Raw genomic sequence first — 26,282 nt, forward strand, 5'->3', positions numbered from 1 at the left:
GGGAAGGGAGTTCAGCCCACCGCCGGGTATGCCGCCAGCGGGCTGCCGCCGGCGGGTCGGGCCAGCCCGACGCTGCCGTCCAGCAGCACCGGGGCGACGCCCGGGGCCGCGCCCCGGTCGGCCCCGGTCCTGGTGTCCAGGACCACCGGGCCGCTGCTGGTGGTCCCGTAGGCCGCGCCGTGCCAGAGGGCGGTGAGCGCCGGGACCGGCCCGGTGCCGCCGGCGGCCGGGTCGGGGAGCTGCCAGTGCTGCTTTCCGGTGCTCGCGTCCAGGCCGTAGAGGTGGTTGCCGCTGCTGTCCTGGCCCTGGCAGACCAGCATGGCGGCGCCGTCGTAGCGGCAGCCCGCCAGGTTCTGGCCGGCGTTGGGCAGCGCGGTCTGCTTGCCGCTGTCGGCGTCGACCAGGTACGAGAAGCCGGTGGCGCCGTTGTAGCTGCCGCCGACCACGGTGACCTGTCCTGGCCCGGCGGCGCCGATGGCCACCTCGGGGCCGGTGTCCAGTTCCTTCCACTTCTGGCTCCCGTCGGAGAGGGCCAGGCCGAGCACGCTGCGCTCGGCCCCGGCCTGGTCCACCGAGGGGTTCCTGGCGGCGGTGCCGACCACCGCGTCGTCGGTGACCGCGTCGGCGGCGAAGCCGTCCTTGTGCCAGACGGTGCGATGGGACATCAGGTCGATGCCGAAGCCGACCCCGACGTGGTCCCGGTCGGTCAGCGACACCACGGCGGTATTGCCGTGGAAGCCGACGACCCCGACCGCCAGGCCGTCCGCGGCGGCGTCGTGGTCGGTGTCCTGGCCGGAGGCCCAGGCCGGGATGTCGGTGACCTGCGCGGTCCAGACCGCCTGCCGGGTGGAGGTGTCGACCGCGACCAGTTCCACCCCGGTCCCGGCCGGGGTGCTGCCCTTGGCCGGGACGGTGACCAGGAAGGCGTCCAGCACCAGGCTCAGGGTGCTGTCGCCGACCGCCGCGACCAGCGGGGCGCGGACGGATCCGGCGCCGCTCACGGCGCCCGGCAGCGGGTCCTTCGCGTCGACCGTGGCCAGCACCTTTCCGGTACGGGTGTCCACCACCCGCAGGCTGTCGCCGTCCGCCACATAGGCGTCCACGCCGACCAGCGCCACGGCTCCGGACGCGGGGGGCAGCGGCAGCGCCACCGGGACCCTGCCGAAGCGCAGCGGCGGGTCGTAGCTCTTCACGGACGGATCGGCCGGGGTCGCGGCGACGAAGCCGCTGGACGGGGTGGCCCCGGCCCCGCCGTGGCCGCTGCCGCCCCCGCCGCAGCCGCTCGCCAGCAGCAGCACGGCCAGGGCGCCCGCTGCTCCCGCGTACGTCCTGCCGCGCCGCCGTGCCCGCATCCGTGATTCCCCCGCCAGGAGTGTGTTCGAGGTGTATTCGAGAACATGTTCGAGCAGAAATGTGTTCGAGGGTGGTGGACCCTCACCGGATCTTACGAGGAAGGACCTCCGCAGTTCAGCTGATTGAACGCCGGTCGACAGCTGCTTCGGCGTTCCCGCCTGCGCGATCGTCGCTCTCGGTTCTAGGGTGGCCTGCGAAGACCCGCAGTGAAGACCCGCAGTGCGGACCCACAGTGAGGGAGAACGCGGCCATGGCCCAGCGTGTGCGCGGAGTGATCGCCCCGGGCAAGGGGGAGCCGGTCCGGATCGAGACCGTCCTGGTCCCCGACCCGGGCCCCGGCGAGGCCGTGGTGAAGGTGCAGGCCTGCGGGGTCTGCCACACCGACCTGCACTACCGCGAGGGCGGTATCAACGACGAGTTCCCGTTCCTGCTCGGCCATGAGGCCGCCGGGATCGTGGAGTCGGTCGGCGCGGGCGTCACCGAGGTGGCCCCCGGCGACTTCGTGATCCTCAACTGGCGCGCGGTCTGCGGCCAGTGCCGCGCCTGTCGGCGCGGACGGCCGCAGTACTGCTTCAACACCCACAACGCCAAGCAGCGGATGACCCTGGAGGACGGGACCGAGCTGTCGCCGGCGCTGGGCATCGGCGCCTTCGCCGAGAAGACCCTGGTCGCGGCGGGCCAGTGCACCAAGGTGGACCCGGCCGCCTCCCCGGCCGCGGCCGGACTGCTCGGCTGCGGGGTGATGGCGGGACTGGGCGCGGCGGTCAACACCGGCGGCGTCTCCCGCGGCGACAGCGTGGCCGTGATCGGCTGCGGCGGGGTCGGCAACGCGGCGATCATGGGCTCCCGGCTGGCCGGGGCGGCCCGGATCATCGCCGTCGACATCGACGACGACAAGCTCGCCACCGCGCTCCGGCTGGGCGCCACCCACACCGTCAACTCCCGCTCCACCGACCCGGTCGAGGCGATCCGCGAGCTGACCGGCGGCCATGGCGCGGACGTGGTGGTCGAGGCGGTCGGCCGTCCGGAGACCTACCGGCAGGCCTTCTACGCCCGCGACCTGGCCGGCACGGTGGTCCTGGTCGGCGTCCCCACCCCGGAGATGACGTTGGAGCTGCCGCTGCTGGACGTGTTCGGGCGCGGCGGCTCGCTGAAGTCCTCCTGGTACGGCGACTGCCTGCCCTCGCGGGACTTCCCGATGCTGATCGACCTCTATCTGCAGGGGCGGCTCGACCTGGACGCCTTCGTCTCCGAGACGATCGGCCTGGAGGACGTGGAGGCGGCGTTCGCCCGGATGAACCGGGGCGAGGTGCTGCGCTCGGTGGTGCTGTTCTGACGGTCGTCACGAGGCCGCCGACGCGGCGTCGTGCGCGCCTTCCCTGATGCGCCGGGCCCGCTCGGCATAGTGGATAGTGCCCGGATATGTCCGAATCCGGGCACTATCAGGGAAGGGCGTGCGACCACCCGTGCCATCCGTGCCATCCGTGCCACCCGTGCCAGCCGGCGACGAACAGGACTTCCCCGTCGACCGCGTCGTCTTCGGCCTCGGCACGGCGGCCGTGATCGGGGTGGTGGCCTGGGGCGCCTTCGGCAAGGACTCCCTGGAGAGCGCCTCCACCAGCGGCCTGAACTGGGTGCTGCACAACTTCGGCTGGCTGTTCGTGGTCGCCGCCGACGTCTTCCTGGTGCTCTGCGTGCTGCTCGCGTTCAGCCGCTACGGCCGGATCCGGCTCGGCGCGGACGAGGACGAGCCCGAGTTCACCACCCTGGCCTGGGTGGCCATGATGTTCAGCGCCGGCATGGGCATCGGCCTGATGTTCTACGGGGTCGGCGAGCCGCTGCAGCACTACGCCGCGCCCCCGCCTGGCACCGGGGTGAAACCGCTGACCCCGGCCGCCGCGCAGACCGCGCTGCAGTACTCGCTGTTCCACTGGACCCTGCAGCCCTGGGCCATCTACGGGGTCGGCGGCCTGGCCCTGGCCTACGCGACCTTCCGCAAGGGACGCGGCAACCGGATCAGCTCCGCCTTCGTCCCGCTGCTCGGCGAGCGCGGCGCCAAGGGCTGGCCGGGGCGGGCGATCGACCTGCTCGCGGTCTTCGCCACCGTCTTCGGCTCGGCGACCAGCCTGGGCCTCGGGGCGCTCCAGGTGGCGCAGGGCCTGGGGGTGATCGCCAGCGTCAAGGACTCGCAGTCGACCCAGCTGGTCATCATCGGCGCGCTGACCGCCGCGTTCGTGCTCTCCGCCTTCTCCGGGGTGCACCGCGGTATCAAATGGCTGAGCACGGCGAATGTGGTGCTGGCCGCGGTGATCATGGTCTTTGTCTTTGTGCTCGGCCCCACCATCTACGTGCTGGACGCCATCCCGGCCACCCTCGGCGGCTACCTCAGCGACCTGGTCACCATGTCCACCCGGACCGGGGCCTTCACCGACGAGAGCTGGCTCGGCGCGTGGACCATCTTCTACTGGGCCTGGTGGCTGTCCTGGGCGCCCTTCGTGGGCACCTTCATCGCCAGGATCTCCCGCGGCCGGACCATCCGTCAGTTCCTGCTCGGCGTGCTGCTGGTGCCCAGCGGCGGCACGGTCCTGTGGTTCTGCGTGATGGGCGGCAGCGCGATCCGGCTGGACGCCACCGGCGCCGCGAAGCTGGTGGACACCGCGACCGGCTCCGGCGGCGCCGAGGCGGCGCTGTTCGGACTGCTCAAGGCGCTGCCGCTGGGATCGGTCAGCTGCGTGGTCGCGGTGCTGCTGGTGATGACCTACTTCATCACCAGCGCGGACTCGGCCTCGCTGGTGCTCGGCTCGCTCTCGCAGGGCGGCGCGCTGCACCCGCGTACCTGGCTGGTCGTCAGCTGGGGTGTGCTGATGGGCGCGGTCGCCGCGGTGCTGCTGGTGGCCGGCGGGCTGCAGGCGCTGCAGCGGGCCACCATCCTGGTCGCGCTGCCGTTCGTGCTGGTGATGCTGGCGCTCTGCTGGGCGCTGCTGAAGGACCTCAGGACCGACCCCGCCGCCGCCCCCTCCCGGCTGCACACCCACCCGCAGGGCCTCGCCGCGGCGATCCGCGCGGCGGTGGGGGAGGCCATGGCGGGCAAGCAGTAACCCCCGGAGCCGAACCCCGGACCGGGCTCAGAGCGCCGGGCCGGTCACCGCCGCCGCCGCGGTTGCCGCCGCCGCCTCGGCCGGGAACCTGGGCATCGGGATCGGCAGCTGCCGGGCCAGCGCCGGGTACGGCGTGGAGATCAGCGTGTAGTCCTCGCCCAGGGTCCGCACGGTGATCTCCGTCGGCTCCTGACCCAGCGCCAACTGCATAGCCGCCCAAGGGAAGTTGACCCCGCACCGGGACAGCTGGTGCAGCCCGCCGGAGGGCCTGGTGTTGATGTCGAGCAGCATCGGCACGCCCTTGTGGTGCCGGAACTGAACATTCGTCAGATAGGCCAGGCCGAAGGTCTCCACCAGCAGCACGGTCGGCTCCAGGTAGGCCGGGTCGAGGGTGAACCCGCGCCGCCGGCCCTCCTTGCTGCGCCCGATCGCCGCGCGCAGCCGCCCGTCCGGGCCGGCCAGGCAGTCCACCGAGACCTCGGGGCCGGCCAGGTGCGGCATCACCAGCCAGTCCACCGGGCGCTCCCGCTCGTCCCGCTCCAGCGCGCGCACCACGTCGTCCAGCGGGACCTGCCAGCTGGGCGCCCCGGCCAGTCTGGAGAGCGAGAACGGCTTGCGCGACAGCATCCGGAAGCCCTCGCCGCCCGCGCCGGTGACCGGCTTGAGGCAGGGCGTCCCGCCGTCCGCCTCGATCCGCTCCACCGCGTCCAGCAGCTCGGCCGCGTCCTGCACCCGCCACCACGGAGGCACCGGCAGCCCTGCCGCTGCCAGCTTCTCGTAGGCCGTCGCCTTGTCGTCGAACAGCTCGATCGCCGCCGAGGGCGGGCTCAGCACGGTCGTGCCCACCGCGGCGAAGTCCGCGCGGCGGGCGGCGACGGCCTGCTGGTGCAGCCGGGGGAGGAACAGCGTGATGCCCTGCCGCGTGCAGTAGTCCAGCGCGAACTCGACGTACGCCGCGGGAGAGAGCCGTTCGGGTTCCAGCGAGGAGACGTCCGCGGCCCGCAGCACCGGCGAGTCCGCGTCGACATGCGTCGCGTGGACCTCCAGTTCGACGTCGTCCCGGTTCTCTCTCAGCAGGCCGATGAAGAAGGCGTTCTCGGCGTAGGTGCGGTTCAGCCAGATGCGCAGCGGGTGGTTCACGCGGTGTCTCCAGGACGAAGGCCGGCAGGGCAGGGAAGGGCTTCGTGGCGACACTGGTTCACGGTGCCCGCGTCTTCGCGGGCACCGTGGCCGTGGTCGAGTGCGACCGCACGTGCGCAGGGGCGGGGATACCTGGACAGCGGGGGGTCGTGGGCGTATCAGATCACGTCGCGGGGTGGTTGCGCGAGTGGGAGTTTCGTCATCCTTCGCTACGTCATGCGTTGTTAACACGACCCGCCGGAGATGAGCCGGAGGTCAGCCCTGTTCCTGGGCGAAGTCCTCCTCCCAGAACTCGGCCGAACCCCGTTCCGAAACCACGGTTCCGCCGTGCAGTTCGTGTTCCCGGCCGCGCAGTTCGACCCGTCGGATCTTGCCCGAGACGGTCTTCGGCAGTTCCGCGAACTCGACCCGGCGGACCCGCTTGTACGGGGCCAGCCGCTCCCGGGCGAAGGCCAGCACCGAGCGCGCGGTGGCCGCGTCGGGCCGGTGGCCGGGGGCGAGCACCAGGTACGCCTTGGGCACCGAGAGCCGGACCGGGTCGGGGGAGGGGACGACCGCCGCCTCGGCCACCGCCGGGTGCTCGACCAGGACGCTCTCCAGCTCGAACGGCGAGATCCGGTAGTCGCTGGACTTGAACACGTCGTCGGTGCGGCCGACGTAGGTCACATAGCCGTCGGCGTCCCGGAAGGCCACGTCACCGGTGTGGTAGAAACCGCCGGCGGTGGCCTCGGCCTGGCGGGCCGGGTCGTCCTGGTAGCCGGTCATCAGCCCCAGCGGATCGCTGTCCAGCGGCAGGCACAGCTCGCCCTCGGCGCCCGGGTCGGTCACGACCGCGCCGGTCAGCGGGTCGACCAGGGCGATCTGGTAGCCCGGCAGCGGCAGGCCCATCGAACCCGGCTTCACCGGCAGCCCCGGCGGGTTGCCGATCTGCGCGGTGGTCTCGGTCTGGCCGAAACCGTCCCGCAGCAGCACGCCCCAGGCGTCCCTGACCCGCTCGATGACCTCGGGGTTGAGCGGCTCGCCCGCCCCGACCAGCTCCCGCAGCGGCAGCTTCCACCGGGTCAGGTCCTCCAGCACCAGCATCCGCCACACCGTCGGCGGCGCGCAGAAGGAGCTGACCCCGTGCCGCACCATCGCGTCCAGCAGCGGACGCGCCGCGAAGCGCGGCTGATTGACGATCAGGATCTCCGCCCCGGCGTTCCAGGGCGCGAAGAAGTTGCTCCAGGCGTGCTTGGCCCAACCGGGTGAGGAGACATTGAGGTGGACGTCGCCCGGGCGCAGCCCGATCCAGTACATCGTCGAGAGGTGTCCGACCGGGTACGAGCGGTGGGTGTGCTGCACCAGCTTGGGACGGCTGGTGGTGCCGGAGGTGAAGTAGAGCAGCAGCGGGTCCTCGGCCAGGGTCTCCCCGCGCGGCCGGAAACCACCCTGGTGGGCGTACGCGTCGGCGAAGTCCAGCCAGCCGGCGGTCGGCGCGCCCACGGCGATCCGGGTCCAGTCGCCGTCGATGCCCTCGAAGCGCCCGGCCAGGGCGCTCTGCGCGACCACGTGCCGGACCGAGCCGCGCTCGACCCGGTCGGCCAGGTCGTCGTGGGAGAGCAGGGTGCTGGCCGGGATCACCACCGCGCCGAGCTTGATCGCCGCGAGCATGGTCTCCCACAGCTCGACCTGGTTGCCGAGCAGCAGCAGCACGTGGTCGCCGCGGCGCACACCGAGGGCGTCGAGCCAGCCGGCCACCCGGTCGGAGCGCCGGCTCAGCTCGGCGAAGGTCAGCGCGGTCTCGGCCAGCGGCCGGCCCTCGGCGTCCAGGTCCACCACCCGGAGCCCGACCGCCTGGTTGCCGGCCGCCTCGCGGTCGAACCAGTCCAGCGCCCAGTTGAACCGCGCCGAGCGCGGCCGGGGGAAGGCCCGGGCGCCGTCGAGGTCCCCGCGGTGCTCCAGCAGGTGGTCCCGGGCGGCCTTGAACTCCTCGTAGGCACTGGGCTCGGTCACGGCGCTCTCCTCCCGGACGGCGCCTCGTCGCACCGCCACGCGGCACGCTCGCAGCGCGGCGCCCCGCGGGTCAAGTCCCTCAGGGTCCGTCCGGCCGGACAGACCCTAGGCCGGGGGCAGTTCGTCCAGGCCCTCGCCGACCAGCTTGGCCAGCCGGTCCAGCGCGGCGTCCGCGCCCTCGGCGTCGGACGCCAGCACGACCTCCTCGCCGCCCTCCGCGCCCAGGCCGAGCAGCGCCAGCATCGAGGCGGCGTTCACCGGGGCGCCGCCGGCCTTGGCGATGGTCACCGGGACGCCGACGGCACTGGCCGCGCGGACGAAGACGGAGGCGGGACGGGCGTGCAGGCCCTCGGGCCAGCCAATGGTGACGCGGCGTTCAGCCATGGTGCGATGCCTTTCGGACGGCGCCTTTCGGACGGCGCGGAAGGACGGGCCGGGGCCCTGCGCCCACCTTGCCCCGCCCCGCAGCCGCCCGCACCCGGAGCCGCCCGCACCCCGGCGTCGTACTGTGACCAGGTGACCGACACGCAGGACACCGCACCCGGTGCGAGCCCGAGCTACCCCTCCCACTGGGAGGCGGACATCCTGCTGCGCGACGGCGGCACCGCCCGGATCCGCCCGCTCACCCCGGACGACGCGGGCCGGCTGGTCGCCTTCTACACCGATGTCTCGGACCAGTCGAAGTACTACCGCTTCTTCGCCCCCTACCCCCGGCTCTCCGACCGCGACGTCCGCCGGTTCACCCACCACGACTACGTCAACCGGGTCGGCCTGGCGGTCCTGGTCCGCGACGAGATCATCGCCACGGTGCGGTTCGACCGGATCGACGGGACCGGCCGTCCCAGCGAGGACAGCACCGACGCCGAGGTGGCGTTCCTGGTCCAGGACGCGCACCAGGGCCGCGGGGTCGCCTCCGCGCTGCTGGAGCACATCGCCGCGGTCGCCCGCGAGCGCGGCATCCGCCGCTTCATCGCCGAGGTGCTGCCGGACAACCGGAAGATGGGCAAGGTCTTCACCGACGCCGGCTACACCCAGCACCGCAGCTTCGCCGACGGGGTGGCGCACTTCGAGCTGGACCTGGAGCCCACCGAGCAGTCCCTCGCGGTGATGCGCGCCCGCGAGCACCGGGCCGAGGCGCAGTCCACCCAGCGGCTGCTGGCCCCCGGCTCGGTCGCGGTGGTCGGCGCCGGACGCGACCCGCGCGGCGTCGGCCGCAGCGTCCTGCGCAATCTGCTCGCGGCCGGGTTCACCGGCCGGATCCAGGCGGTCAACCGCAACGCGGGGGAGCTCACCGAGTTGGACGGGGTACCGCTGCGGGCGAGCCTCGGCGAGCTGCCGCACCCGGTCGACCTGGCCGTGGTCGCCGTGCCCTCGGCGCAGGTCCCGGCCGTGGTCGCGGAGTGCGGCGCGCACGGGGTGCAGGGCCTGGTGGTGGTCACGGCCGGCTACGCCGAGACCGGCATCGAGGGACGGGCCCGGCAGCGCGACCTGGTCCGGCAGGCCCGGGCGGCCGGGATGCGGGTGATCGGCCCCAACGCCTTCGGCCTGCTCAACACCGACCCCGCGGTCCGGCTGAACGCCTCGCTCTCGCCGCAGCTGCCGGCCGCCGGGCCGCTGGGGGTGTTCAGCCAGTCCGGCGCGATCGGCGCGGCGCTGCTGGAGGCCGCGCACCGGCGCGGCCTCGGACTGTCCAGCTTCGCCTCGGCCGGCAACCGCGCCGACGTCTCCGGCAACGACCTGCTCCAGTACTGGGAGGAGGACCCGGCCACCCGGGTGGTGCTGCTCTACCTGGAGTCCTTCGGCAACCCGCGCAAGTTCAGCCGGATCGCCCGCAGGGTCGCCGCGGCCAAGCCGGTGGTGGTGATCAAGGGCGGCCGGCACACCGGCAGCATCCCGGCCGGCCATGCCGCCGCGCTCACCCGGATCGACGACCGCACCGTGGACACCCTGTTCCAGCAGGCCGGGGTGCTGCGGGTGGACACCATCACCGAGCTCTACGACGCCGCCGACCTGCTGGCCCACCAGCCGCTGCCGCCGGGCGACCGGATCGCCATCGTCGGCAACTCCGACTCGCTCGGCCTGCTCACCCATGACGCCGCGCTCAGCGCCGGCCTGCGACCGCTGCTGCCGCACGACCTGACCACCAGCGCCACCCCGGAGGACTTCAGCGGCGGCCTCAGTGCCGCGATCGACCGCCCGGACAGCGACACGGTGATCGCCGTGGTCATCCCCCCGATCGGCGCGGGCGCGCTGCCGCACTTCCCCGGCTCCGGCCTGCTCTCCGCGTCCGCCTCGGCCTCCGCCGGCGCGGACGCCCCGGCCGGGGCCGACGGCGGCGGGGAGCCGTTCGCGCCGTTCGCCGAGGCGCTGGGCGCGGCGGCGGAACGGGCCAACGCGGCGGGCAAACCGCTGCTGCTGATCCATCTCGCCCTGCCCGACCTGGCCGCCCGGCTCACCGCCCGGGTCCCCGCCTACCCCCGCCCCGAACGCGCGGTACGGGCCCTCGCCCACGCCACCCGGCACGCGGCCTGGCGCCGCGACAACGCCGAGGCCGGGCGGATCCCCGAGCTCGACGGCATCGCCGAGGGCCCGGCCCGCCGCCAGGTGGCGTCCGCCCTCGCCGCCGCCCCCGAAGTGACCCTGGACGAGGCGGCGGCAGCCGCCCTGCTCGCCCACTACGGCATCGCCCTGCAGCGGACCCTGCCCGCCGCCGACCGGGCCGCCGCCGTGCTGGCCGCCCGCACCCTCGGCTACCCGGTCGCGCTCAAGGCGACCAGCCCCAGCCTGCGGCACCGGCCCGACCTGGGCTCGGTCCGGCTGGACCTCACCAGCGAGGCCGAGCTGCTGCGGGCGCACCAGGAGACCACCGCGCTGCTCGGCCCGGACGCCCGCCTGGTGGTCCAGCCGATGGCCCCGCGCGGGGTGGACACCACCGTCTCCGCGACGGTCGACCCCGCCGTCGGCGCGATCCTCTCCTTCGGCCTGGCCGGGGCCGCCTCCGAGCTGCTGGGCGACCTGGCGCACCGGCTGATCCCGGCCACCGACCGCGATGTGGCCGGACTGGTCCGGGAGATCAGGGCCGCGCCGCTGCTCTTCGGCTGGCGCGGCGCGGAGCCGGTGGACACCGGCGCGCTGGAGGAACTGCTGCTGCGGGTGTCCCAGCTGGTCGACGACATCCCCGAGGTCGCCGCGGTGTCGCTGGAACCCGTGGTGGTCGCCCCGCACGGCCTGGCCGTCCTCGGCGCGACCGTCCGGCTGGCCCACCTCCCGGCCCGCACCGACCTCGGCCCCCGCGCCCTCGGCTGACCGCGACCGTCAGGACGCGCGCGGGGAACCGTGCGGGGAACGGTGGCGCACGCTGTCACCGGTACGTGCCAGGATGGAGTCATGGCGAAGACCGGTATGACCACCACCCAGGGGCTGCGCTCCGCGATCGAGCGCAGCGGCTACTACCCGACCCTCGTCATCGAAGCGGTCGAGTCCGCTGTCGGGGCCGAGCCCGTCTCCGCCTTCATGGTCCATCAGGAGACCACCTTCGACGCCAACGAGGTGCGCCGGCACGTCACCGTGCTGGTCCTCACCGAGGGCCGCTTCATCGTCAGCCACACCGACGAGCAGGGCGCCGACGACAGCTCGCCGGTGCCGTACGCGACCACCTCCACCGAGAGCGTGCGGATCGACCGGATCTCGTCGGTCGTGGTCAGCCGGGTGGTCGCCAACCCGGAGACGTACACCCGGGGCCAGCTGCCGCGCGAGGTGGTGCTGACCATCGGCTGGGGCGCGGTGTCCCGGATCGACCTGGAGCCCGCCGCCTGCGGCGACCCCAACTGCGAGGCGGACCACGGCTACACCGGCTCCTCCACCGCCGACGACCTGTCGCTGCGGGTCAGCGAGGCCGGGGACGGCCCGGAGACCGTCCAGCAGGCGCTGACCTTCGCGCACGCGCTGTCCGAGGCCACGGTGGCGGCCGGGGCCTGACCCCGCCCGTGCTGCACCGCCGTGTCCCCCCGCCGCCTCCAGTGAAGACCCCATGACACTCCCCATCGTGCTCGATCCTGCCGCCGCGCCCGCCCCGGCGTACGGCAGCGCCGCCCTCTCCGACCTGCTGCCCGCGGTGGCCCGCGGCCTCGGCATGACCTCGGCGGACCTGCCGGAACTGCCGCCGACCGGTCTGGTGCTGCCGCCCGCGGACCGGGTCTGCGTCTTCCTGGTGGACGGCCTTGGCTGGGAGCTGCTGCGCGCGCACCCGGCCGAGGCGCCGTTCCTCAACTCGCTGCTCCCGAGCTCGCTCGGCGGCAGCGGCCTGCCGATCACCGCGGGCTTTCCGGCCACCACCGCGAGCAGCCTGGCCTCGGTGGGCACCGGACTGCCGCCGGGGCGGCACGGCCTGGCCGGGTACACCGTGCGGATGCCGGGCGAGCGGCGGCTGATGAACCAGCTCCGCTGGCAGCCGCATGTCAACCCGCGCAGCTGGCAGCCCTACCCGACCGTGTTCCGGCTGGCCGAACGCGCCGGTGTGGCGACCTATCAGGTGTCCTCGCCCAAGTTCGAGTACACCCCGCTCACCGAGGTGGCGCTCTCCGGCGGCAGCTTCCTCGGCCGCCTCCCCGGCGAGGAGCGGATGGATCTCGCCGCCGACCGGCTGGCCAGTGCCGACCGCAGCCTGGTCTACACGTACTACAGCGAGCTGGACGGCATGGGGCACCGCTACGGGGTGGACTCCGATGCCTGGCGCGGCCAGCTGATGATGGTGGACCGGCTGGCCCAGCGCCTCGCCGACCAGCTCCCGCCCCGCTCCGCGCTCTACGTCACCGCCGACCACGGCATGATCGACATCGCCCCGGAGGACCGGGTCGACTTCGACGAGGACGCCGAACTGCGGGCCGGGGTGCTGCTGCTCGGCGGCGAGGGCCGGGCCCGGCACGTCTACGCCGTGGACGGCGCCGCCCAGGACGTGTTCACGGTCTGGAGCGAGGTCCTCGGCGAGCAGATGTGGATCGCCACCCGGGACCAGGCGATCGAGGCCGGCTGGTTCGGCCCCGAGGTCGACCCGCGGGTGTACGAGCGGATCGGCGACGTGGTCGCCGCCGCCAAGGAGGACATGGCGGTGATCGCCACCCGGCGCGAACCGGGCGAGTCGGCGATGGTCGGCCTGCACGGCTCGATGACCCCGGTGGAGCAGCTGGTCCCGCTGCTCGAAGTCCGCCGCTGATCCGCAACCCCGTCCAACTCCCTGTCCCCGCTTGAAAGGTACGCGCGCATCTCATGGCTGAGCTGGTCTTCTTCTCCGGGACGATGGACTGCGGAAAGTCCACCCTCGCCCTCCAGATGGACCACAACCACAGCGCGCGGGGTCGGCAGGGGCTGATCTTCACCCGCGACGACCGGGCCGGCGCGGCCACCCTCTCCAGCCGGCTGGGCCTGGCCACCCGGGCGGTCGAGGTCGGCGACGGCCTGGACTTCCACGCCCATGTGGTGGCCGAGCTGTCGGCGGGCGGTCGCTGCGACTACCTGATCTGCGACGAGGCCCAGTTCTTCACCACCGAGCAGGTGGACCAGCTGGCCCGGGTCGTCGACGACCTGGGCGTGGACGTCTTCACCTTCGGCATCACCACCGACTTCCGCACCCGGCTGTTCCCCGGCTCCCAGCGGCTGATCGAGCTCGCCGACCGGGTCGAGGTGCTGCAGGTCCAGGCGCTCTGCTGGTGCGGCGCCCGGGCCACCCACAACGCCCGCACGGTCGGCGGGGTGATGGTGGTCGAGGGAGCGCAGGTGGTGGTCGGCGACGTGGCCGCGGAGAAGGCCGGCGCGGAGAAGGAGGAGCAGGACGACGTGGTCGGCTACGAGGTGCTGTGCCGCAGGCACCACCGGCGCCGGATGACGGCGGCCAGCTCGGGGGCCGGCGCCCTCTCTCCGGACGTGCTCCCCTTCGAGGCCCAGAAGTTCGAGGCCCAGAAGACCGGCTGACGCACCGTCAGCTCATCCGGACGATGCCGAACGGCCCGCCCTCCGGGTCCCGCAGCAGCGCGGTCCGGCCGTACGGGGTGTCGGCCGGGGGCTGTTCCACGCTGCCGCCGAGGCCGGGGGCCCGCGCGGCCACCTCGTCCACCGAGCCGACCGCGAACAGGATCCGCCAGCGCGGCCGGTCGTCCAGCTGCGGCACCTGTCGGATTCCGGCCACCCGGCGCCCGCCCACGGTGAGCACCACCATGTCCTGGTTCCGCTCCACCCTGGCCGAGTCCGAGCGGACCGCGGCGGAGCCGAACACCCCCTCGTAGAAGTTCCCGGCGCGGCGTGCGCCGGTGGTCGCCAGCTCGCTCCAGGCGACCGCGCCCGGCTGGTGCTGCAGCGCCCATCCGGGGTGCTCACGGGCCTCCCAGATGCCGAAGACGGCCCCGTCCAGGTCCGCGGCCAGGGCCAGCCGTCCGGCCTTCTCGGAGTCCAGCGGTCCCAGCGCCATCGTTCCGCCGTTGGCCCGGACCCGGTGGGCCGCCTCGTCGGCGCTGTCGGCGGCGAAGTAGGTGATCCAGTCCACCGGCATCCCGGTCCCGGCCTCCATCACGCCGATCCCGGCCACCGGCAGGCCGCCCACCACGGCCCGCAGATACGGGCCCAGCTCCTGCGTCCCGGGGATGAAGTCCCAGCCGAGCAGCGAGCCGTAGAAGCGCTCGGCGGTGCCGAGGTCGCGGGCGGTCAGGCTCACCCAGCAGGGCGTCCCCTGGGCATGCCGCGGTCCTGGGGCGGACACAGGGCCTCCCTGGGTGTCGGAGAGCTGTCGGAGTACTCAGCCGATGCTGCCATCAACCTCCGTCCCGCGCACCGGCTACCGCGCGACACGACAGAATGACCTCCATGGACACAGCCACTCTGATCAGCCCCGGCCAGCTGGCCACCGCCCTGGCCGGGCCGCGTCCGCCCGCCGTCCTCGACGTCCGCTGGCAGCTCGGCGGCCCGCCCGGCGCTGAGGAGTACGCCAAGGGGCACATCCCCGGCGCGCACTACATCGACATGAACGCCGACCTCGCCGCCGCCGCGGGGCCGGCCGGCCGGCACCCGCTGCCGGACCCGGAGGTGCTCGGCGCGGCCCTGCGCCGGGCCGGGGTGGACGCCGACCGCGAGGTGGTGGTCCATGACGCGGGCGGCGCCGCCGCGGCGGCCCGCGCCTGGTGGCTGCTGGGCTGGGCCGGGCACCGGCGGGTGCGGGTGCTCGACGGCGGCCTGGCCGCCTGGACCGCCGCTGGGCTGCCGCTGGAGCAGCGGGCCCCGGCCGCCGAGCAGGGCGGCTTCGTCCCGGCCCCGGGCGCGCTGCCGACCCTGGACGCCGACCAGGCCGCCGCGCTGGCCAGGACCGGACTGCTGCTCGACGCCCGCGCGGGTGAGCGCTACCGGGGCGAGGTCGAGCCGATCGACCCCAGGGCCGGCCACATCCCGGGCGCGGTCAGCGCCCCGACCATGGACAACCTCCGGCCGGACGGGCGCTTCCGGCCCGCGGCGGAGCTCGCCGAGCGCTTCGCCGCGCTCGGGGTGAAGCCCGGTGCGGAGCAGCTCGGCGTCTACTGCGGCTCCGGGGTGACCGCGGCGCACGAGCTGCTGGCGCTGCACCTGGCCGGGATCGACGGCGGGGCGCTCTACCCGGGCTCCTGGAGCGAGTGGTCCGGGCAGCCCGACCGCCCGGCCGCGACCGGCCCCGACCGGGGCTGAGACGCGGGTGAGGGGCCGCCCGACCGGGGCGGCCCCTCACCTCACTGGCTGTGCCTATTCCTGCTTCTTGCGCCTGGTACCGAACACGATCTCGTCCCAACTGGGCACCGCGGCGCGGCGTCCGGGCCGTACGCCGTCGGCCTCGGCCTGCCGGTCGGTGCTGCCGATCAGCCGGTCCCGGTGCGGCGCGGTGGCCCGCGGCATCAGGATGTCCGCGTACGCGGAGCCCGCGCCGACGGCGGCGGCCGGGGGTTCGGCCTGCTCGGCGGCCAGGTCCGGTTCCTCCGCGGGCGGCGCCGACGGCTGCGGCGGTACGTCCAGCAGGCTGGTCAGCGACTCACGGGCCTCCGCCGCGGGCACGGCGGGGGGCTCGGCCGGGCGTTCGGGCGTCCGGTCGGGAGTCAGGCGGTCGGGCGAGAGGCGGTCGGGGGCGACCCGGTCCACCGTCATCCGGTCGACGGCCATCCGGTCCACCCCGGCGCCGGGCACGGCCGGACGGGTCGGGGGCCGCTCGGGGGCCATCGGGCGCATGCCCATCCCCCGGTCGGCTCCGGGCAGCCGGGCGATCCGCGGCACGAACGGGAAGGTCGGCTCCTCCTCGACCCGCTGCGGGCTCTCGCCGATCAGCGAGCGCGCCTCGTCGTCCAGCGGCTGCACCAGCCGGCGCGGCGGGTCGTAGGTCCAACGGGCCTGCTGCGGCTGGCCGCCGACCCGGAACAGCAGCACGATCTCCCAGGTGTTGTCCTCGCGGCGCCAGGAGTCCCAGCTGTCGCTGTCCTTCTCGGCGCCGCGCAGCAGCAGCCGTTCGGCCACCGCGTCACCGAGCTGGGGACCGGTGCTCTCGCCCTGGCGGCGCACCGAGGTCTTGCGGGCGCGCTCGGCCATGAAGGCGCGCTCGGCCAGCACCGGGCCCTCGAAGCGGCGGACCCGCTCGACCGAGATCCCGGCGAGCTGGGCGACCTCCTCGGCGCTGGCGCCTGCCCTGATCCGGGCCTGGATGTCGCGCGGACGGAGGTGGCTCTCGACGTCGATCTGCCCCAGCCGGGGGCGGTCGCCGCGCACGGCGGCGCGCAGCCGCTCATCAATCGGAAGGAAGTATTCCGTCGAGTCGGCGGCCTTGAGCACCAGTCGTGAGCCGTCATTGCTGACAGCCACGACACGCAGTTCGGGCACGGTTACCTCCCGGGTGGTGCCTGCCGACGTCACCTGCGTCGCTGCTCCCGTAACGAGTGTGGCCTGCCGACGGGCGGCGGACCACAACATTGCAGAGTTACCCGGTGCGTCGGCCCCTATCCGCGACTCACCGTTTTGGGACGGTAATCATTTTGTTCGTGCTGGTCGTGAGAACGGCACGCCGAGATGGCCCGCAGTCGGGCTCCACGAACAGTACTCCATTCGTGGCATCCGGGTGGTGCGGCTCGCGGCTCAAGTCTCCCCTGAATCACTGGATTCTCAAGGGTCGCCACTCCGATGGCGGACCACCGACCGGCGGACGGTGATCATCTTCACACCTTCTGCCTGGCTGGAACCTCTCGCTCCCTCGAACGGTCGTACCTCGTGTAAGAGGGAAAAAAGACTGTATAGAGGGGCATTGATGGAGGATCTGGACCAGGCAGGCCGAACATCCAAGCGTAGGTCGCTCGATCTCAGCCTGATCCAGGTCCTGGCGAGCGCGCTCGCGGCGGTGGTCGCGGCGATCCTCGCCTCGGAACTCGGGGTGTACGGGACGATCGCCGGCGCCGCCGTGGTGAGCATCGGGGCGACCATCGGCGGGGCGGTCTTCCAGCACCTCTTCCGGCGCACCGGCGAGCAGATCCGCAGCCGGGTCCCGGCGGCCACCGCCCCGTCGTCGCCACCGGGCGAGTCGGTCGGCACCTATCGGAGCAGCAGCCGGATCCGGCCCAAGGGGTGGAAGAGCTACGCCCTGATCGTCGGACTGGTGTTCGCCCTGGCCATGGGCGCGGTGACGGTGGTGGAGCTGGTCGCGGGCAAACCGCTGGCGGCCGTGGTCAGAAACGAGCCAGGCAGCGGCACCTCCTGGGGCGGCTCGGCCGGCGGAGGGGCCGCGGACCCGGCCCGGACGCCGGATCCCGGCCGGTCCGGCGGCTCGTCCGTACCCGACCCGAGCGGCACGCCGGGGGCGGGCGCGGGGGCGGGCAGCGGGACCACCGCGCCCCCGTCCGCCCCGTCGAGCGCCAGTACCGCGCCGGAGCCCACCGCGACCGGGACCGGCGCGACGCCGACCCCGTCCGCGAGCGCCGGGAGCACGGCCCCCGCGAGCCCGCCGCCCAGCCCCTGAACCCGACGGGACGTCAGGACCCGAGCACCCGGCGCAGGTAGTCGTTGCCGAACCGGCGCTCCGGGTCGACCTTGTCCCGCAGCGCGGTGAACTCGCCGAAGTGCGGGTACACCCCGGCCAGGTACTCGGCGTCGCGGGTGTGCAGCTTGCCCCAGTGCGGGCGGCCCTGATGCGCCGTCATGATCTGCTCCACCTCGGTGAAGTAGCCCTGGTCCGCGGTCCCCCGGTAGAGGTGCACCGCGATGTACGCGGTGTCCCGCTCGTTGGCGGTGGACATCCAGAGGTCGTCGGCGGGGGCGACCCGCACCTCGACCGGGAAGCTGATCCGCCAGTCGGAGCGCTCCACCAGGGCCTTCAGCTCGCGCAGCACCGTGGTCGCGGCCTCCCGCGGCACCGCGTACTCCATCTCGACGAAGCGCACCCGGCGCGGGCTGGTGAAGACCTTGTAGGAGGTGTCGGTGTAGGTGCGCTCGGACCAGGCCTTGCTGGCGATCTTCGCGATACCGGGGATCGCGGCCGGGACCCGCCGCCCGATCCGGCAGGCGCCCTCCCAGACGGTGTTCGACAGGAACTCGTCGTCCAGCCACTTGCGGAACGGCGGCAGCGGCGCGGCCGGGCCCTCGCTGCGGTTGTTGCGCTTGGTGGAGCAGCCGTCGGTGTGCGGGAACCAGTAGAACTCGAAGTGCTCGTTCTCGGTCGCCAGCTCCTCGAACCGCCCGACCACCTCGTCGAAGGGCATCGGCTTCTCGTGCGCGGTGAGCCGGAAGGCCGGCTCCACCCCGAAGGTGATCGCGCTGACCACGCCCAGCGCGCCCAGGCCGAGCCGGGCGCCGGCGAACAGCTCGGCGTTCTCGGTCGGCGAGCACCGGGTCACCGTGCCGTCGGCGAGCACGATCTCCAGCGCCCTGATCTGCGCGGCCGTGGAGCCGGAGCTGCGTCCGGTGCCGTGGGTGCCGGTGCTGGTCGCCCCGGCGACGGTCTGCACCATGATGTCGCCCATATTGGTCAGCGCCAGCCCGGCATGCTCCAGCAGCAGGTTCAGCTTCTCCAGCGGCAGGCCGGACTCGACGGTGACGGTGCCGCCCTTGTGGTCGATCTCCCGGATCGCGGTCAGCCGGTCCGGCCGCACCAGCAGGCCGTCGGTCGCGGCGATCGCGGTGAAGGAGTGCGCGCTGCCGACCGCCTTCACCGGCAGGCCGTCCTCGGCCGCGCCCCGTATCGCCGCGGCCAGCTCCTCGACGGTGGCCGGGGCGACGCTGCGGCGCGGCCGGGCGGTCTGGTTGCCCGCCCAGTTGCTCCAGAGCACCGGACCGCCGGTGCTACCCGGGTTGGTGCTGCCACTGGTCGTCGTCGACATCTGCACGCTCCTGCTGCTGTTCCGGTGCCGACCTGAGCCGACGTGACCCGAGGAACGCCGCGACCGCGGAGAAGCAGCCCGCGCCCACTGTCACCCAGTAGCCCGACGCCGCCCCCGCACCGTCCACCACCCAGCCCGCCGCCGAGGAGCCGAGGGCCACGCCGACGGCGAGGCCCGTGGTGGTCCAGGTCATCCCCTCGGTGAGCTTGGAGGCGGGGACGATCCGTTCCACCAGCCCCATGGTGGTGACCATGGTGGGGGAGATGGACAGCCCGGCGACGAACAGTGCCGCCGCCAGGGCCACGAGGTTCTTCACGAATAGGAGGGGCAGCATACTCACCGCCATGGTGAGGATCCCCAGCAGGAACCTCCTGGACAGCGGCCCGCGCAGGTTCAGGGTGCCGAAGACCAGCCCGGCGGCGCAGGACCCCAGGGCGTAGACGGACAGCACCACACTGGACAGCGCCTTGTGGTGCAGGTGGTCGGCGAAGGCCACGGTCACCACGTCCACCGAGCCGAAGATGGCGCCCACCCCGACGAAGGTCAGCACCAGCACCCACAGCCCGGGGGTGCGCAGCGCCGACGCGGGGGTGCGCTGGGCCCGGGAGTGCAGCGGCGGCTCGGTCCGCCGCTGGGTGGCGAACAGCAGCACGCCGAGGGCCAGCAGCGCGGTCGCGACCAGCGGTCCGGCCTCGGGGAACACCGCGGTGCAGAGCCCGATCGAGAGGATCGGGCCGATGATGAAGATGACCTCGTCCACCACCGACTCGAAGGAGTAGGCGGTGTGCAGCAGCGGCGAGCCCCGGTAGAGCAGCGCCCAGCGGGCCCGCACCAGCGAGCCCATGCTCGGCATGCAGCCGGCCACCGAGGCGGACACGAACAGGGTCCAGGCGGGCGCGTCGAAGCGGGCGCAGAGCAGCAGCACCCCCATCGCCGCCACGGTGATCCCGGTGGCGGGCAGGATCACCCGGGTCTGCCCGAAGCGGTCGACCAGCCGGGACACCTGCGGGCCGAGCCCGGCGGCGGACAGGGCCAGGGTCGCCGACACGGCGCCGGCCAGGCCGTAGTCGCTGCGCAGGGTCGACAGCATGGTGACGATGCCGATGCCGGTCATCGAGAGCGGCATCCGGGAGACGAAGCCGGCGGCTGAGAAGGCCAGGCTCCCGGGGGCGGCGAAGATCCGGCGGTAGGTGGACAGCACGGGTCACTCCGTAAGGGATGTCAATAACTTTCACAGCTTACGGGCAGGGTCAATCAGTTTCCCGTCCACCCGGTGGTGGCAGGATCGGACCCATGTCCGACGCACCCACCAGACCGTACGAAGCCCTGCTGCTGCTCTCCTTCGGCGGCCCCGAGGGCCCCGAGGACGTGGTGCCCTTCCTGGAGAACGTCACCCGGGGGCGCGGCATCCCGCGCGAACGGCTGGCCGAGGTCGGGCAGCACTACTTCCGGTTCGGCGGAGTCAGCCCGATCAACGCCCAGAACCGGGTGCTGCTGGACGCCCTGCGCAAGGACCTCGCCGAGCAGGGGATCGACCTGCCGGTCTACTGGGGCAACCGGAACTGGGCCCCGTACCTGGTCGACACCCTGCGCGAGCTCGCCGCGGACGGCCACCGCCGGGTGCTGGTGCTGGCGACCAGCGCCTACGCCAACTACTCCGGCTGCCGGCAGTACCGGGAGAACCTGGCCGCCGCGCTGACCCAGCTGCGCGAGGAGGGGGCGCCGGGCGCGGCCGGGCTGCGGCTGGACAAGCTGCGGCACTTCTACAACCACCCCGGCTTCGTCCGGCCGATGGTCGACCACACTCTGGCCGCGCTGGCCGAACTGCCCGAGGGCGTGCGGGACGGCGCGCGGCTGGCGTTCACCACCCACTCGATCCCCAGTGCGCTGGCGGACACCTCGGGCGCCCCCGGGGATCCGGCCCGAGGCAGGCCCGGCGGGGCGTATGTGGCGCAGCACCTGGAGACCGCCCGGCTGGTCGCCGAGGCCGTCGCCGAGGCGACCGGGGTCGCCGGGCGGCCCTGGGAGCTGGTCTACCAGAGCCGCAGCGGCTCCCCGCAGACACCCTGGCTGGAGCCGGACATCGGCGACCACCTGGCCGCCGTGCACGCCGCTGGGGCCCCGGCGGTGGTGATGGTGCCGATCGGCTTCGTCTCCGACCACATGGAGGTCGTCTACGACCTCGACACCCAGGCGAAGGAGCAGGCGGAGGCGCTCGGCCTGCCGGTCTCCCGGGCCCGTACGGTCGGCGCGGACCCGCGCTTCGCCGCGGCCGTGCGCGACCTGGTGCTCGAACGCGCCGCGAGCGCACGCGGTGAGCGCCCGGAGCGCTGCGCGCTCGGCGCGCTGGGCCCCAGCCACGACCTCTGCCCCACCGACTGCTGCCCCGCTGCCCGATCGGCCCTGCCGGCCGCCGCCGGCGAAGACTGGAAGGACCAGCCGTGACCGAACCCACCGCAGAGCTGACCGCCGAACTCCTCGACCTCGCGCTGGAGGCCGCCCGCCGGGCCGGCGCCCTGCTCCGCGACGGCCGTCCGGCCGACCTCGGGGTGGCCGCGACCAAGTCCAGCTCGGTCGACGTGGTCACCGAGATGGACCTGGCCGCCGAGAAGCTGATCACCGAGCTGATCATGAGCCGCCGTCCGGACGACGGCCTGCTCGGCGAGGAGGGCGCGGCCAGCACCGGCCGCAGCGGGGTGCGCTGGGTGATCGACCCGCTGGACGGGACCGTCAACTACCTCTACGGGCTGCCCACCTGGTGCGTCAGCATCGCCGCCGAACTGGACGGGGAGACCCTGGTCGGGGTGGTCGAGGTGCCGCCGCGGGCCGAGACCCTGCACGCCGTCCGCGGCGCCGGCGCCTTTCTGAACGGGCGTCAACTGCGGCGCGGCCCGGCGCCCGAGATGGCGCAGGCACTGATCGGCACCGGCTTCGGCTACCTCCGCGAGCGCCGGGTGCGGCAGGCGGCCGTGGCGCGCGAGCTGATCCCGAGGTTCCGCGACATCCGCCGCGCGGGCTCCGGCGCGATCGACCTCTGCGATGTCGCGATCGGCCGCCTGGACGGCTTCTACGAGCGCGGCCTGCACCCCTGGGACCACGCGGCCGGCGTCCTGGTCGTCACCGAGGCGGGCGCGCTCGCCGGCGGCCGTCCCGGCGCCCCGGCCTCGGACGAGCTGACCGTGGCCGCCCCCGCAGGCCTGTTCGAACTGCTGCAGCAGGCCCTGGAGGAACTGGGCGCCTGGCACGACTGAGGGCGCGGCCGGAGCAGGCCCGAAAAGGCCCCGGAGAAAAGGCCCGGACACCAGGACGCCCCGGACGGGTCCTGCTGTCCGGGGCATCGCGCTGATCAGAGGTAGGGGCGAGGGTAGGTGTGAGGGTGGGTGACGGGGTGGCGTCCGGCCCGGGCAGGGCTCAGGCGGCGTGGGCTTCCGGCTGCGACACCGAGATGCCGTGATCCGAGGCGAGTCGGTGCAGGTCGTCGAGTTCGGACTGCTCCACCTCGGCCAGGAAGTCGTCCCCCGACTCCTGGGCGCGGTGCAGGTCCATCTCGGCGTTCCTTATGCGCTGAAGGATGCCGGCGGTGAAGGCGTCCATGAGGCAAGACCCCCTTGCTCTTGTTTCGTTCGACCCCGGGCGGGAGCCCGGTGCGGACGGTCGCACGGAACGGGCGGGTGCGAGCTCGCGTTGCGGCGCAAGCGTGATCGCGGGTGTACAGAGCGTCCTCCCCACGCCCGCAGCGCGGGAAACCTCGGCAATCCTGGTAATTCCATCCAGGTTTCCAGCGCCCCGCGCACGCCTGCTTACTGCTGCTTTACCGGCCGAGGAGGCAGGATGGAGCCACGTGAACGGTGTCCCAGCAGGGATGCCGCACGGGTGTACTCCTGAAAGGACCACTGCGTTGCGGGTACTTGTGGTCGAGGACGAGCAGTTGCTCGCCGATGCCGTCGCCACCGGCCTCCGGCGTGAGGCCATGGCAGTGGATGTGGTCTACGACGGCCAGGCCGCCCTGGACCGGGTGGCGGTGAACGACTACGACGTGGTCGTGCTCGACCGCGACCTCCCCCTGGTCCACGGCGACGACGTGTGCCGGAAGATCGTCGAGGAGGGCCTGGCCACCCGGGTGCTGATGCTGACCGCCTCCGGCGACATCAGCGACCGGGTCGAGGGCCTGGAGCTCGGGGCGGACGACTACCTGCCCAAGCCGTTCGCCTTCAGCGAACTCGTCGCCCGGGTGCGCGCCCTCGGCCGGCGGGCCACCACCCCGCTGCCGCCGGTGCTGGAGCGGGCCGGGATCAGCCTGGACCCGGGCCGCCGCGAGGTGCTCCGGGACGGCAAGCCGGTCGCCCTCGCCCCCAAGGAGTTCGCGGTGCTCGAGGTGCTGCTGCGCTCCAACGGCGGAGTGGTGTCGGCCGAGCAGCTGCTGGAGAAGGCCTGGGACGAGCACACCGACCCGTTCACCAATGTGGTCCGGGTCACCGTGATGACGCTGCGCCGCAAGCTGGGCGAGCCGCCGGTGATCATCACCGTGCCCGGCTCGGGCTACCGGATCTGAGACCGTGGCCGCATCCGACCCCCACCCCGACTCCGACTCCGGCGCGGACTCCGGCGCCGACTACGAGCCGCATTCCTCGCTGCTGCCGTTCCGGCCGACCCTGCGGATCCGGCTGACCATGTTCTACGGCGGGATGTTCCTGCTGGCCGGGCTGATCCTGGTGCTGGTGATGTACGTCTGGGTGGACCAGGCGTTCAACCTGGCCACCCAGGTCCCGAAGATCACCGTGGGCAGCGGGGTCACCGCCGAGGTCGGCGGGATCCCGCTGACCGGGGACCAGTTCGACGCCTACATCACCGCGTACCAGCAGCAGCACACCAGCGCCGCCCTGCACACCCTGGTGCTCAAGTCGACCAGCGCCCTGATAGCCCTGCTGATCCTGGCCGTCGCCTTCGGCTACGCCATGGCCGGCCGGGTGCTCAGCCCGCTCGGCCGGATCACCCGCACCGCCCGCCAGGTGGTCAGCTCCGACATGCACCGCAGGATCAAGCTGGACGGCCCGGACGACGAGCTCAAGGAGCTGGCCGACACCTTCGACGAGATGCTGGAGCGGCTCGACCGCTCGTTCGAGTCGCAGCGCAAGTTCGTCGCCAACGCCTCGCACGAGCTGCGCACCCCGCTGGCGATCAACCGCACCGTGCTGGAAGTGCAGCTCGCGGACCCGGCCGCGTCCGAGGAACTGCAGCAGCTGGGCAAGACCCTGCTGGCCACCAACAAGCGCAGCGAGCAGCTGGTCGAGGGCCTGCTGCTGCTGGCCCGCAGCGAGAACGAGCTGACCGACCGCCGCCCGGTGGACCTGGCCGAGGTGGCCAGGCAGGCGCTGGAGCAGACCAGGGCCGAGGCGAACGCCCAGGGGGTGCGGCTGACCAGCGTGCTCGAGCCGGCCGTGGTGGCCGGGAACGGGGTGCTGCTGGAGCGGATCGCGCTCAACCTGATCCAGAACGCGGTGCGCTACAACCAGCCCGAGGACGGCTGGGTCGAGGTCTCGGTCGGGATGGTGGACGGGGCCGGGGAACTGGTCGTCTCCAACACCGGCCCGATGGTGCCCGGTTATGAGTTGGAGCACATCTTCGAGCCGTTCCGGCGGGTGAAGGGCAAGGAGCGGACCCGCAGCGACCAGGGCGTGGGCCTCGGACTGTCCATCGTCCGCTCGGTCACCCGCGCGCACGGAGGCGTCATCGAGGCCTCCCCCCGCCCCGAGGGCGGCCTCACCATGCGGGTGCGCATCCCCGCAGGGTGAGCCGCGCCGTTCCTTATGCGGTTCTCACCTGTGACGACAGCTCTTGCCAGCAGTCGCGTTCACAACCTACGGTGGCGTAACCTACGGAGGCGTAGGTGAATGCCGTACCGAGAGTTGGATGCCGTGACCATCGCCCCCTCCCGCACTTCCGGCTCCGCCACGTGGAGCGACGCTCAGCTCATCCACGCGCTGGAGGAGGTCGTCGAGCGCGAGCTCAACCGCCACCTCGGCGTCGCCAAGGAGTGGATGCCGCACGACTACGTGCCGTGGAGCCGGGGCCGGGACTTCGACGGGCTGATGGGCGGCACCGCCTGGGCCGTGGACCAGTCGCCGGTCACCGAGATCGGCCGGATCTCGCTGGTGGTCAACCTGCTCACCGAGGACAACCTCCCCAGCTACCACCACGAGATCGCCACCATGTTCGGCCGCGACGGCGCCTGGGGCACCTGGGTGCACCAGTGGACCGCCGAGGAGGGCCGGCACGCCATCGTGATGCGGGACTACCTGCTGACCACCCGGGCGGTCGACCCGGTGGCGCTGGAGCGGGCCCGGATGACGCACATGGCGGAGGGCTTCGAGTCGGACAACAACCACTCGATGCTGCACTCGGTGGCCTATGTCGCCTTCCAGGAACTGGCCACCCGGATCTCGCACCGCAACACCGGCCACAACTCCGGCGACCCGGTCTGCGACCGGATGCTGGCCCGGATCGCCACCGACGAGAACCTGCACATGGTCTTCTACCGGAACATGCTGAAGGCCGCCCTGGAGATCGCCCCGGACCAGGCCATGCGCGCCGTCGCGGACGTGGTGACCGGCTTCCGGATGCCGGGCCACGGGATGCCCGGCTTCGAGCGCGCCGCCGCCCAGATGGCCATCGGCGGGATCTACAACCTGCGGATCCACCACGACGACGTGCTGCAGCCGGTGCTGCGCAACCTCAAGGTGATGGACGTCTCCGGGCTCGGTCCGGACGGCCTGCAGGCCCAGCAGGAGCTGGGGATGTACCTGGCCGGACTGGACGCCCAGGCGACCCGCTTCGACGAGCGCAGGGCGGCCCTGCTGGCCCGCCGCGCCGCCGCCGCGGAGCAGCGCGCGAACAGCTGAGCCATAGATTCCTTCCGGCTATGTACCGGTAAGTCTGGACTTTTCAGAACTGTGACTAACGTCACAAATCACGCGTTCCGTCGATCGGTTCCGGTCGACGGCCCCGGGCGGCCCTCTGCTTTTCGGTCACGCAGTGTCGTCCGCGGCTGCGGATGAGGGTCCCGCCCTGTTCCTGTGGTTTCCTTGGGGTGCTTGGGGTCGAGGTGCGCCCCCGGGCAGGTTTCCCATGGTCATGATCACGGTAAGTAGCCAGGGAAGCCGCATCACGGCCGGCCCGCTCAGCGCGCCCGAACGTACCCGCGATCACCCCTTTGGGGGTCGGTACGGGTGTCGATTGAGTAACAGGGCTTGAAGTAAGGCAAAATCTCGCCCTCGGGTCGGGCACAAGTCCGGCTTCCCGCGCGTTACCTGCGCTGGAGATACCCGCAGACACCCGAAGGGGG

22 protein-coding genes are annotated in these 26,282 nt (G+C 73.1%); 13 read left to right on the forward strand and 9 right to left on the reverse strand.

Going from position 1 to position 26,282, the window contains the following annotated elements:
• Window positions 1-11 precede the first annotated feature (11 nt).
• A complete protein-coding gene (locus ACEZDG_RS33640; protein WP_380517410.1) occupies window positions 12-1,352 on the reverse strand; it encodes a hypothetical protein in 1,341 nt (446 codons plus the stop codon).
• A gap of 251 nt (window positions 1,353-1,603) precedes the next feature.
• On the opposite strand from ACEZDG_RS33640, the gene ACEZDG_RS33645 reads away from it, so the two are divergent.
• Window positions 1,604-2,689, forward strand: coding sequence for an S-(hydroxymethyl)mycothiol dehydrogenase (locus tag ACEZDG_RS33645; protein ID WP_380517412.1), 1,086 nt, complete (start codon window positions 1,604-1,606; stop codon window positions 2,687-2,689).
• A 157-nt stretch (window positions 2,690-2,846) separates the two neighbouring features.
• A complete protein-coding gene (locus tag ACEZDG_RS33650) occupies window positions 2,847-4,451 on the forward strand; it encodes a BCCT family transporter (RefSeq protein ID WP_380517580.1) in 1,605 nt (534 codons plus the stop codon).
• Window positions 4,452-4,478: 27 nt separating this feature from the next.
• On the opposite strand, the gene ACEZDG_RS33655 is transcribed toward ACEZDG_RS33650, so the two are convergent.
• From ACEZDG_RS33655 to ACEZDG_RS33665, 3 genes are all read right to left on the reverse strand, one after another.
• On the reverse strand, window positions 4,479-5,591 hold the full coding sequence (locus tag ACEZDG_RS33655; protein ID WP_380517416.1) for an ATP-grasp domain-containing protein: 1,113 nt from the start codon (window positions 5,589-5,591) through the stop codon (window positions 4,479-4,481).
• A gap of 255 nt (window positions 5,592-5,846) precedes the next feature.
• Window positions 5,847-7,583 carry an AMP-binding protein gene (locus ACEZDG_RS33660; protein ID WP_380517418.1) on the reverse strand — a complete coding sequence of 579 codons (1,737 nt, stop codon included), beginning with the start codon at window positions 7,581-7,583 and terminating at the stop codon, window positions 5,847-5,849.
• Between the two features lie 105 nt (window positions 7,584-7,688).
• Window positions 7,689-7,967, reverse strand: coding sequence for an HPr family phosphocarrier protein (locus tag ACEZDG_RS33665; RefSeq protein WP_380517421.1), 279 nt, complete (start codon window positions 7,965-7,967; stop codon window positions 7,689-7,691).
• A 132-nt stretch (window positions 7,968-8,099) separates the two neighbouring features.
• Here ACEZDG_RS33665 and ACEZDG_RS33670 point away from each other — a divergent pair, with 132 nt between their 5' ends.
• The 4 genes from ACEZDG_RS33670 to ACEZDG_RS33685 all read left to right on the forward strand — a co-directional run bounded on the left by ACEZDG_RS33670 (window position 8,100) and on the right by ACEZDG_RS33685 (window position 13,550).
• A complete protein-coding gene (locus ACEZDG_RS33670) occupies window positions 8,100-10,889 on the forward strand; it encodes a bifunctional acetate--CoA ligase family protein/GNAT family N-acetyltransferase (RefSeq protein ID WP_380517424.1) in 2,790 nt (929 codons plus the stop codon).
• An 81-nt stretch (window positions 10,890-10,970) separates the two neighbouring features.
• Entirely contained in the window at window positions 10,971-11,561 is a 591-nt protein-coding gene (locus tag ACEZDG_RS33675; RefSeq protein ID WP_380517427.1) for a DUF5998 family protein, read from the forward strand.
• Between the two features lie 52 nt (window positions 11,562-11,613).
• Complete coding sequence (locus ACEZDG_RS33680; RefSeq protein ID WP_380517430.1) at window positions 11,614-12,795, forward strand: alkaline phosphatase family protein; 1,182 nt, start codon at window positions 11,614-11,616, stop codon at window positions 12,793-12,795.
• A 53-nt stretch (window positions 12,796-12,848) separates the two neighbouring features.
• Window positions 12,849-13,550, forward strand: coding sequence for a thymidine kinase (locus ACEZDG_RS33685; protein ID WP_380517432.1), 702 nt, complete (start codon window positions 12,849-12,851; stop codon window positions 13,548-13,550).
• A gap of 7 nt (window positions 13,551-13,557) precedes the next feature.
• Here ACEZDG_RS33685 and ACEZDG_RS33690 read toward each other — a convergent pair whose 3' ends face one another.
• Window positions 13,558-14,286 (reverse strand): VOC family protein, encoded by a 729-nt coding sequence (locus tag ACEZDG_RS33690; RefSeq protein WP_380517435.1) that lies wholly within the window; start codon window positions 14,284-14,286, stop codon window positions 13,558-13,560.
• Between the two features lie 140 nt (window positions 14,287-14,426).
• Between ACEZDG_RS33690 and ACEZDG_RS33695 the strand changes: the two genes are divergently transcribed.
• Window positions 14,427-15,284 carry a sulfurtransferase gene (locus ACEZDG_RS33695; protein WP_380517438.1) on the forward strand — a complete coding sequence of 286 codons (858 nt, stop codon included), beginning with the start codon at window positions 14,427-14,429 and terminating at the stop codon, window positions 15,282-15,284.
• Between the two features lie 54 nt (window positions 15,285-15,338).
• Here the strand turns inward: ACEZDG_RS33695 and sepH are convergent, their stop codons facing one another.
• On the reverse strand, window positions 15,339-16,490 hold the full coding sequence (sepH, locus tag ACEZDG_RS33700) for a septation protein SepH (protein WP_380517441.1): 1,152 nt from the start codon (window positions 16,488-16,490) through the stop codon (window positions 15,339-15,341).
• Between the two features lie 388 nt (window positions 16,491-16,878).
• Here sepH and ACEZDG_RS33705 point away from each other — a divergent pair, with 388 nt between their 5' ends.
• On the forward strand, window positions 16,879-17,583 hold the full coding sequence (locus ACEZDG_RS33705; RefSeq protein WP_380517444.1) for a hypothetical protein: 705 nt from the start codon (window positions 16,879-16,881) through the stop codon (window positions 17,581-17,583).
• A 13-nt stretch (window positions 17,584-17,596) separates the two neighbouring features.
• Here ACEZDG_RS33705 and ACEZDG_RS33710 read toward each other — a convergent pair whose 3' ends face one another.
• Together ACEZDG_RS33710 and ACEZDG_RS33715 are read right to left on the reverse strand one after the other, a co-directional pair.
• Window positions 17,597-18,940: a D-arabinono-1,4-lactone oxidase gene (locus ACEZDG_RS33710; protein WP_380517447.1), complete on the reverse strand. Its 1,344-nt coding sequence runs from the start codon at window positions 18,938-18,940 to the stop codon at window positions 17,597-17,599.
• Entirely contained in the window at window positions 18,903-20,141 is a 1,239-nt protein-coding gene (locus ACEZDG_RS33715) for an MFS transporter (protein ID WP_380517450.1), read from the reverse strand. Before ACEZDG_RS33715 ends, ACEZDG_RS33710 begins: the two co-directional genes overlap by 38 nt.
• A 92-nt stretch (window positions 20,142-20,233) precedes the next feature.
• Here ACEZDG_RS33715 and ACEZDG_RS33720 point away from each other — a divergent pair, with 92 nt between their 5' ends.
• Together ACEZDG_RS33720 and ACEZDG_RS33725 are read left to right on the forward strand one after the other, a co-directional pair.
• Window positions 20,234-21,385: a ferrochelatase gene (locus ACEZDG_RS33720; RefSeq protein ID WP_380517453.1), complete on the forward strand. Its 1,152-nt coding sequence runs from the start codon at window positions 20,234-20,236 to the stop codon at window positions 21,383-21,385.
• Window positions 21,382-22,191, forward strand: a complete 810-nt coding sequence (locus ACEZDG_RS33725; protein ID WP_380517456.1) for an inositol monophosphatase family protein — start codon at window positions 21,382-21,384, stop codon at window positions 22,189-22,191. The genes ACEZDG_RS33720 and ACEZDG_RS33725 overlap by 4 nt, the downstream gene beginning before the upstream one ends.
• Before the next feature lie 160 nt (window positions 22,192-22,351).
• Here the strand turns inward: ACEZDG_RS33725 and ACEZDG_RS33730 are convergent, their stop codons facing one another.
• Window positions 22,352-22,534 carry a hypothetical protein gene (locus ACEZDG_RS33730; RefSeq protein WP_380517459.1) on the reverse strand — a complete coding sequence of 61 codons (183 nt, stop codon included), beginning with the start codon at window positions 22,532-22,534 and terminating at the stop codon, window positions 22,352-22,354.
• A gap of 304 nt (window positions 22,535-22,838) precedes the next feature.
• Here ACEZDG_RS33730 and ACEZDG_RS33735 point away from each other — a divergent pair, with 304 nt between their 5' ends.
• The 3 genes from ACEZDG_RS33735 (at window position 22,839) to ACEZDG_RS33745 (ending at window position 25,839) form a co-directional block, all read left to right on the forward strand.
• Window positions 22,839-23,492: a response regulator transcription factor gene (locus ACEZDG_RS33735; protein ID WP_380517462.1), complete on the forward strand. Its 654-nt coding sequence runs from the start codon at window positions 22,839-22,841 to the stop codon at window positions 23,490-23,492.
• Between the two features lie 4 nt (window positions 23,493-23,496).
• Entirely contained in the window at window positions 23,497-24,732 is a 1,236-nt protein-coding gene (locus ACEZDG_RS33740; protein WP_380517465.1) for a sensor histidine kinase, read from the forward strand.
• 123 nt (window positions 24,733-24,855) lie between these two features.
• Window positions 24,856-25,839 carry an acyl-ACP desaturase gene (locus tag ACEZDG_RS33745; protein ID WP_380517467.1) on the forward strand — a complete coding sequence of 328 codons (984 nt, stop codon included), beginning with the start codon at window positions 24,856-24,858 and terminating at the stop codon, window positions 25,837-25,839.
• The last annotated feature ends 443 nt before the right edge of the window (window positions 25,840-26,282 follow it).

Source organism: Streptacidiphilus alkalitolerans (assembly GCF_042511045.1).
In the GTDB taxonomy this organism is placed as follows: Bacteria; Actinomycetota; Actinomycetes; order Streptomycetales; family Streptomycetaceae; genus Streptacidiphilus; species Streptacidiphilus alkalitolerans.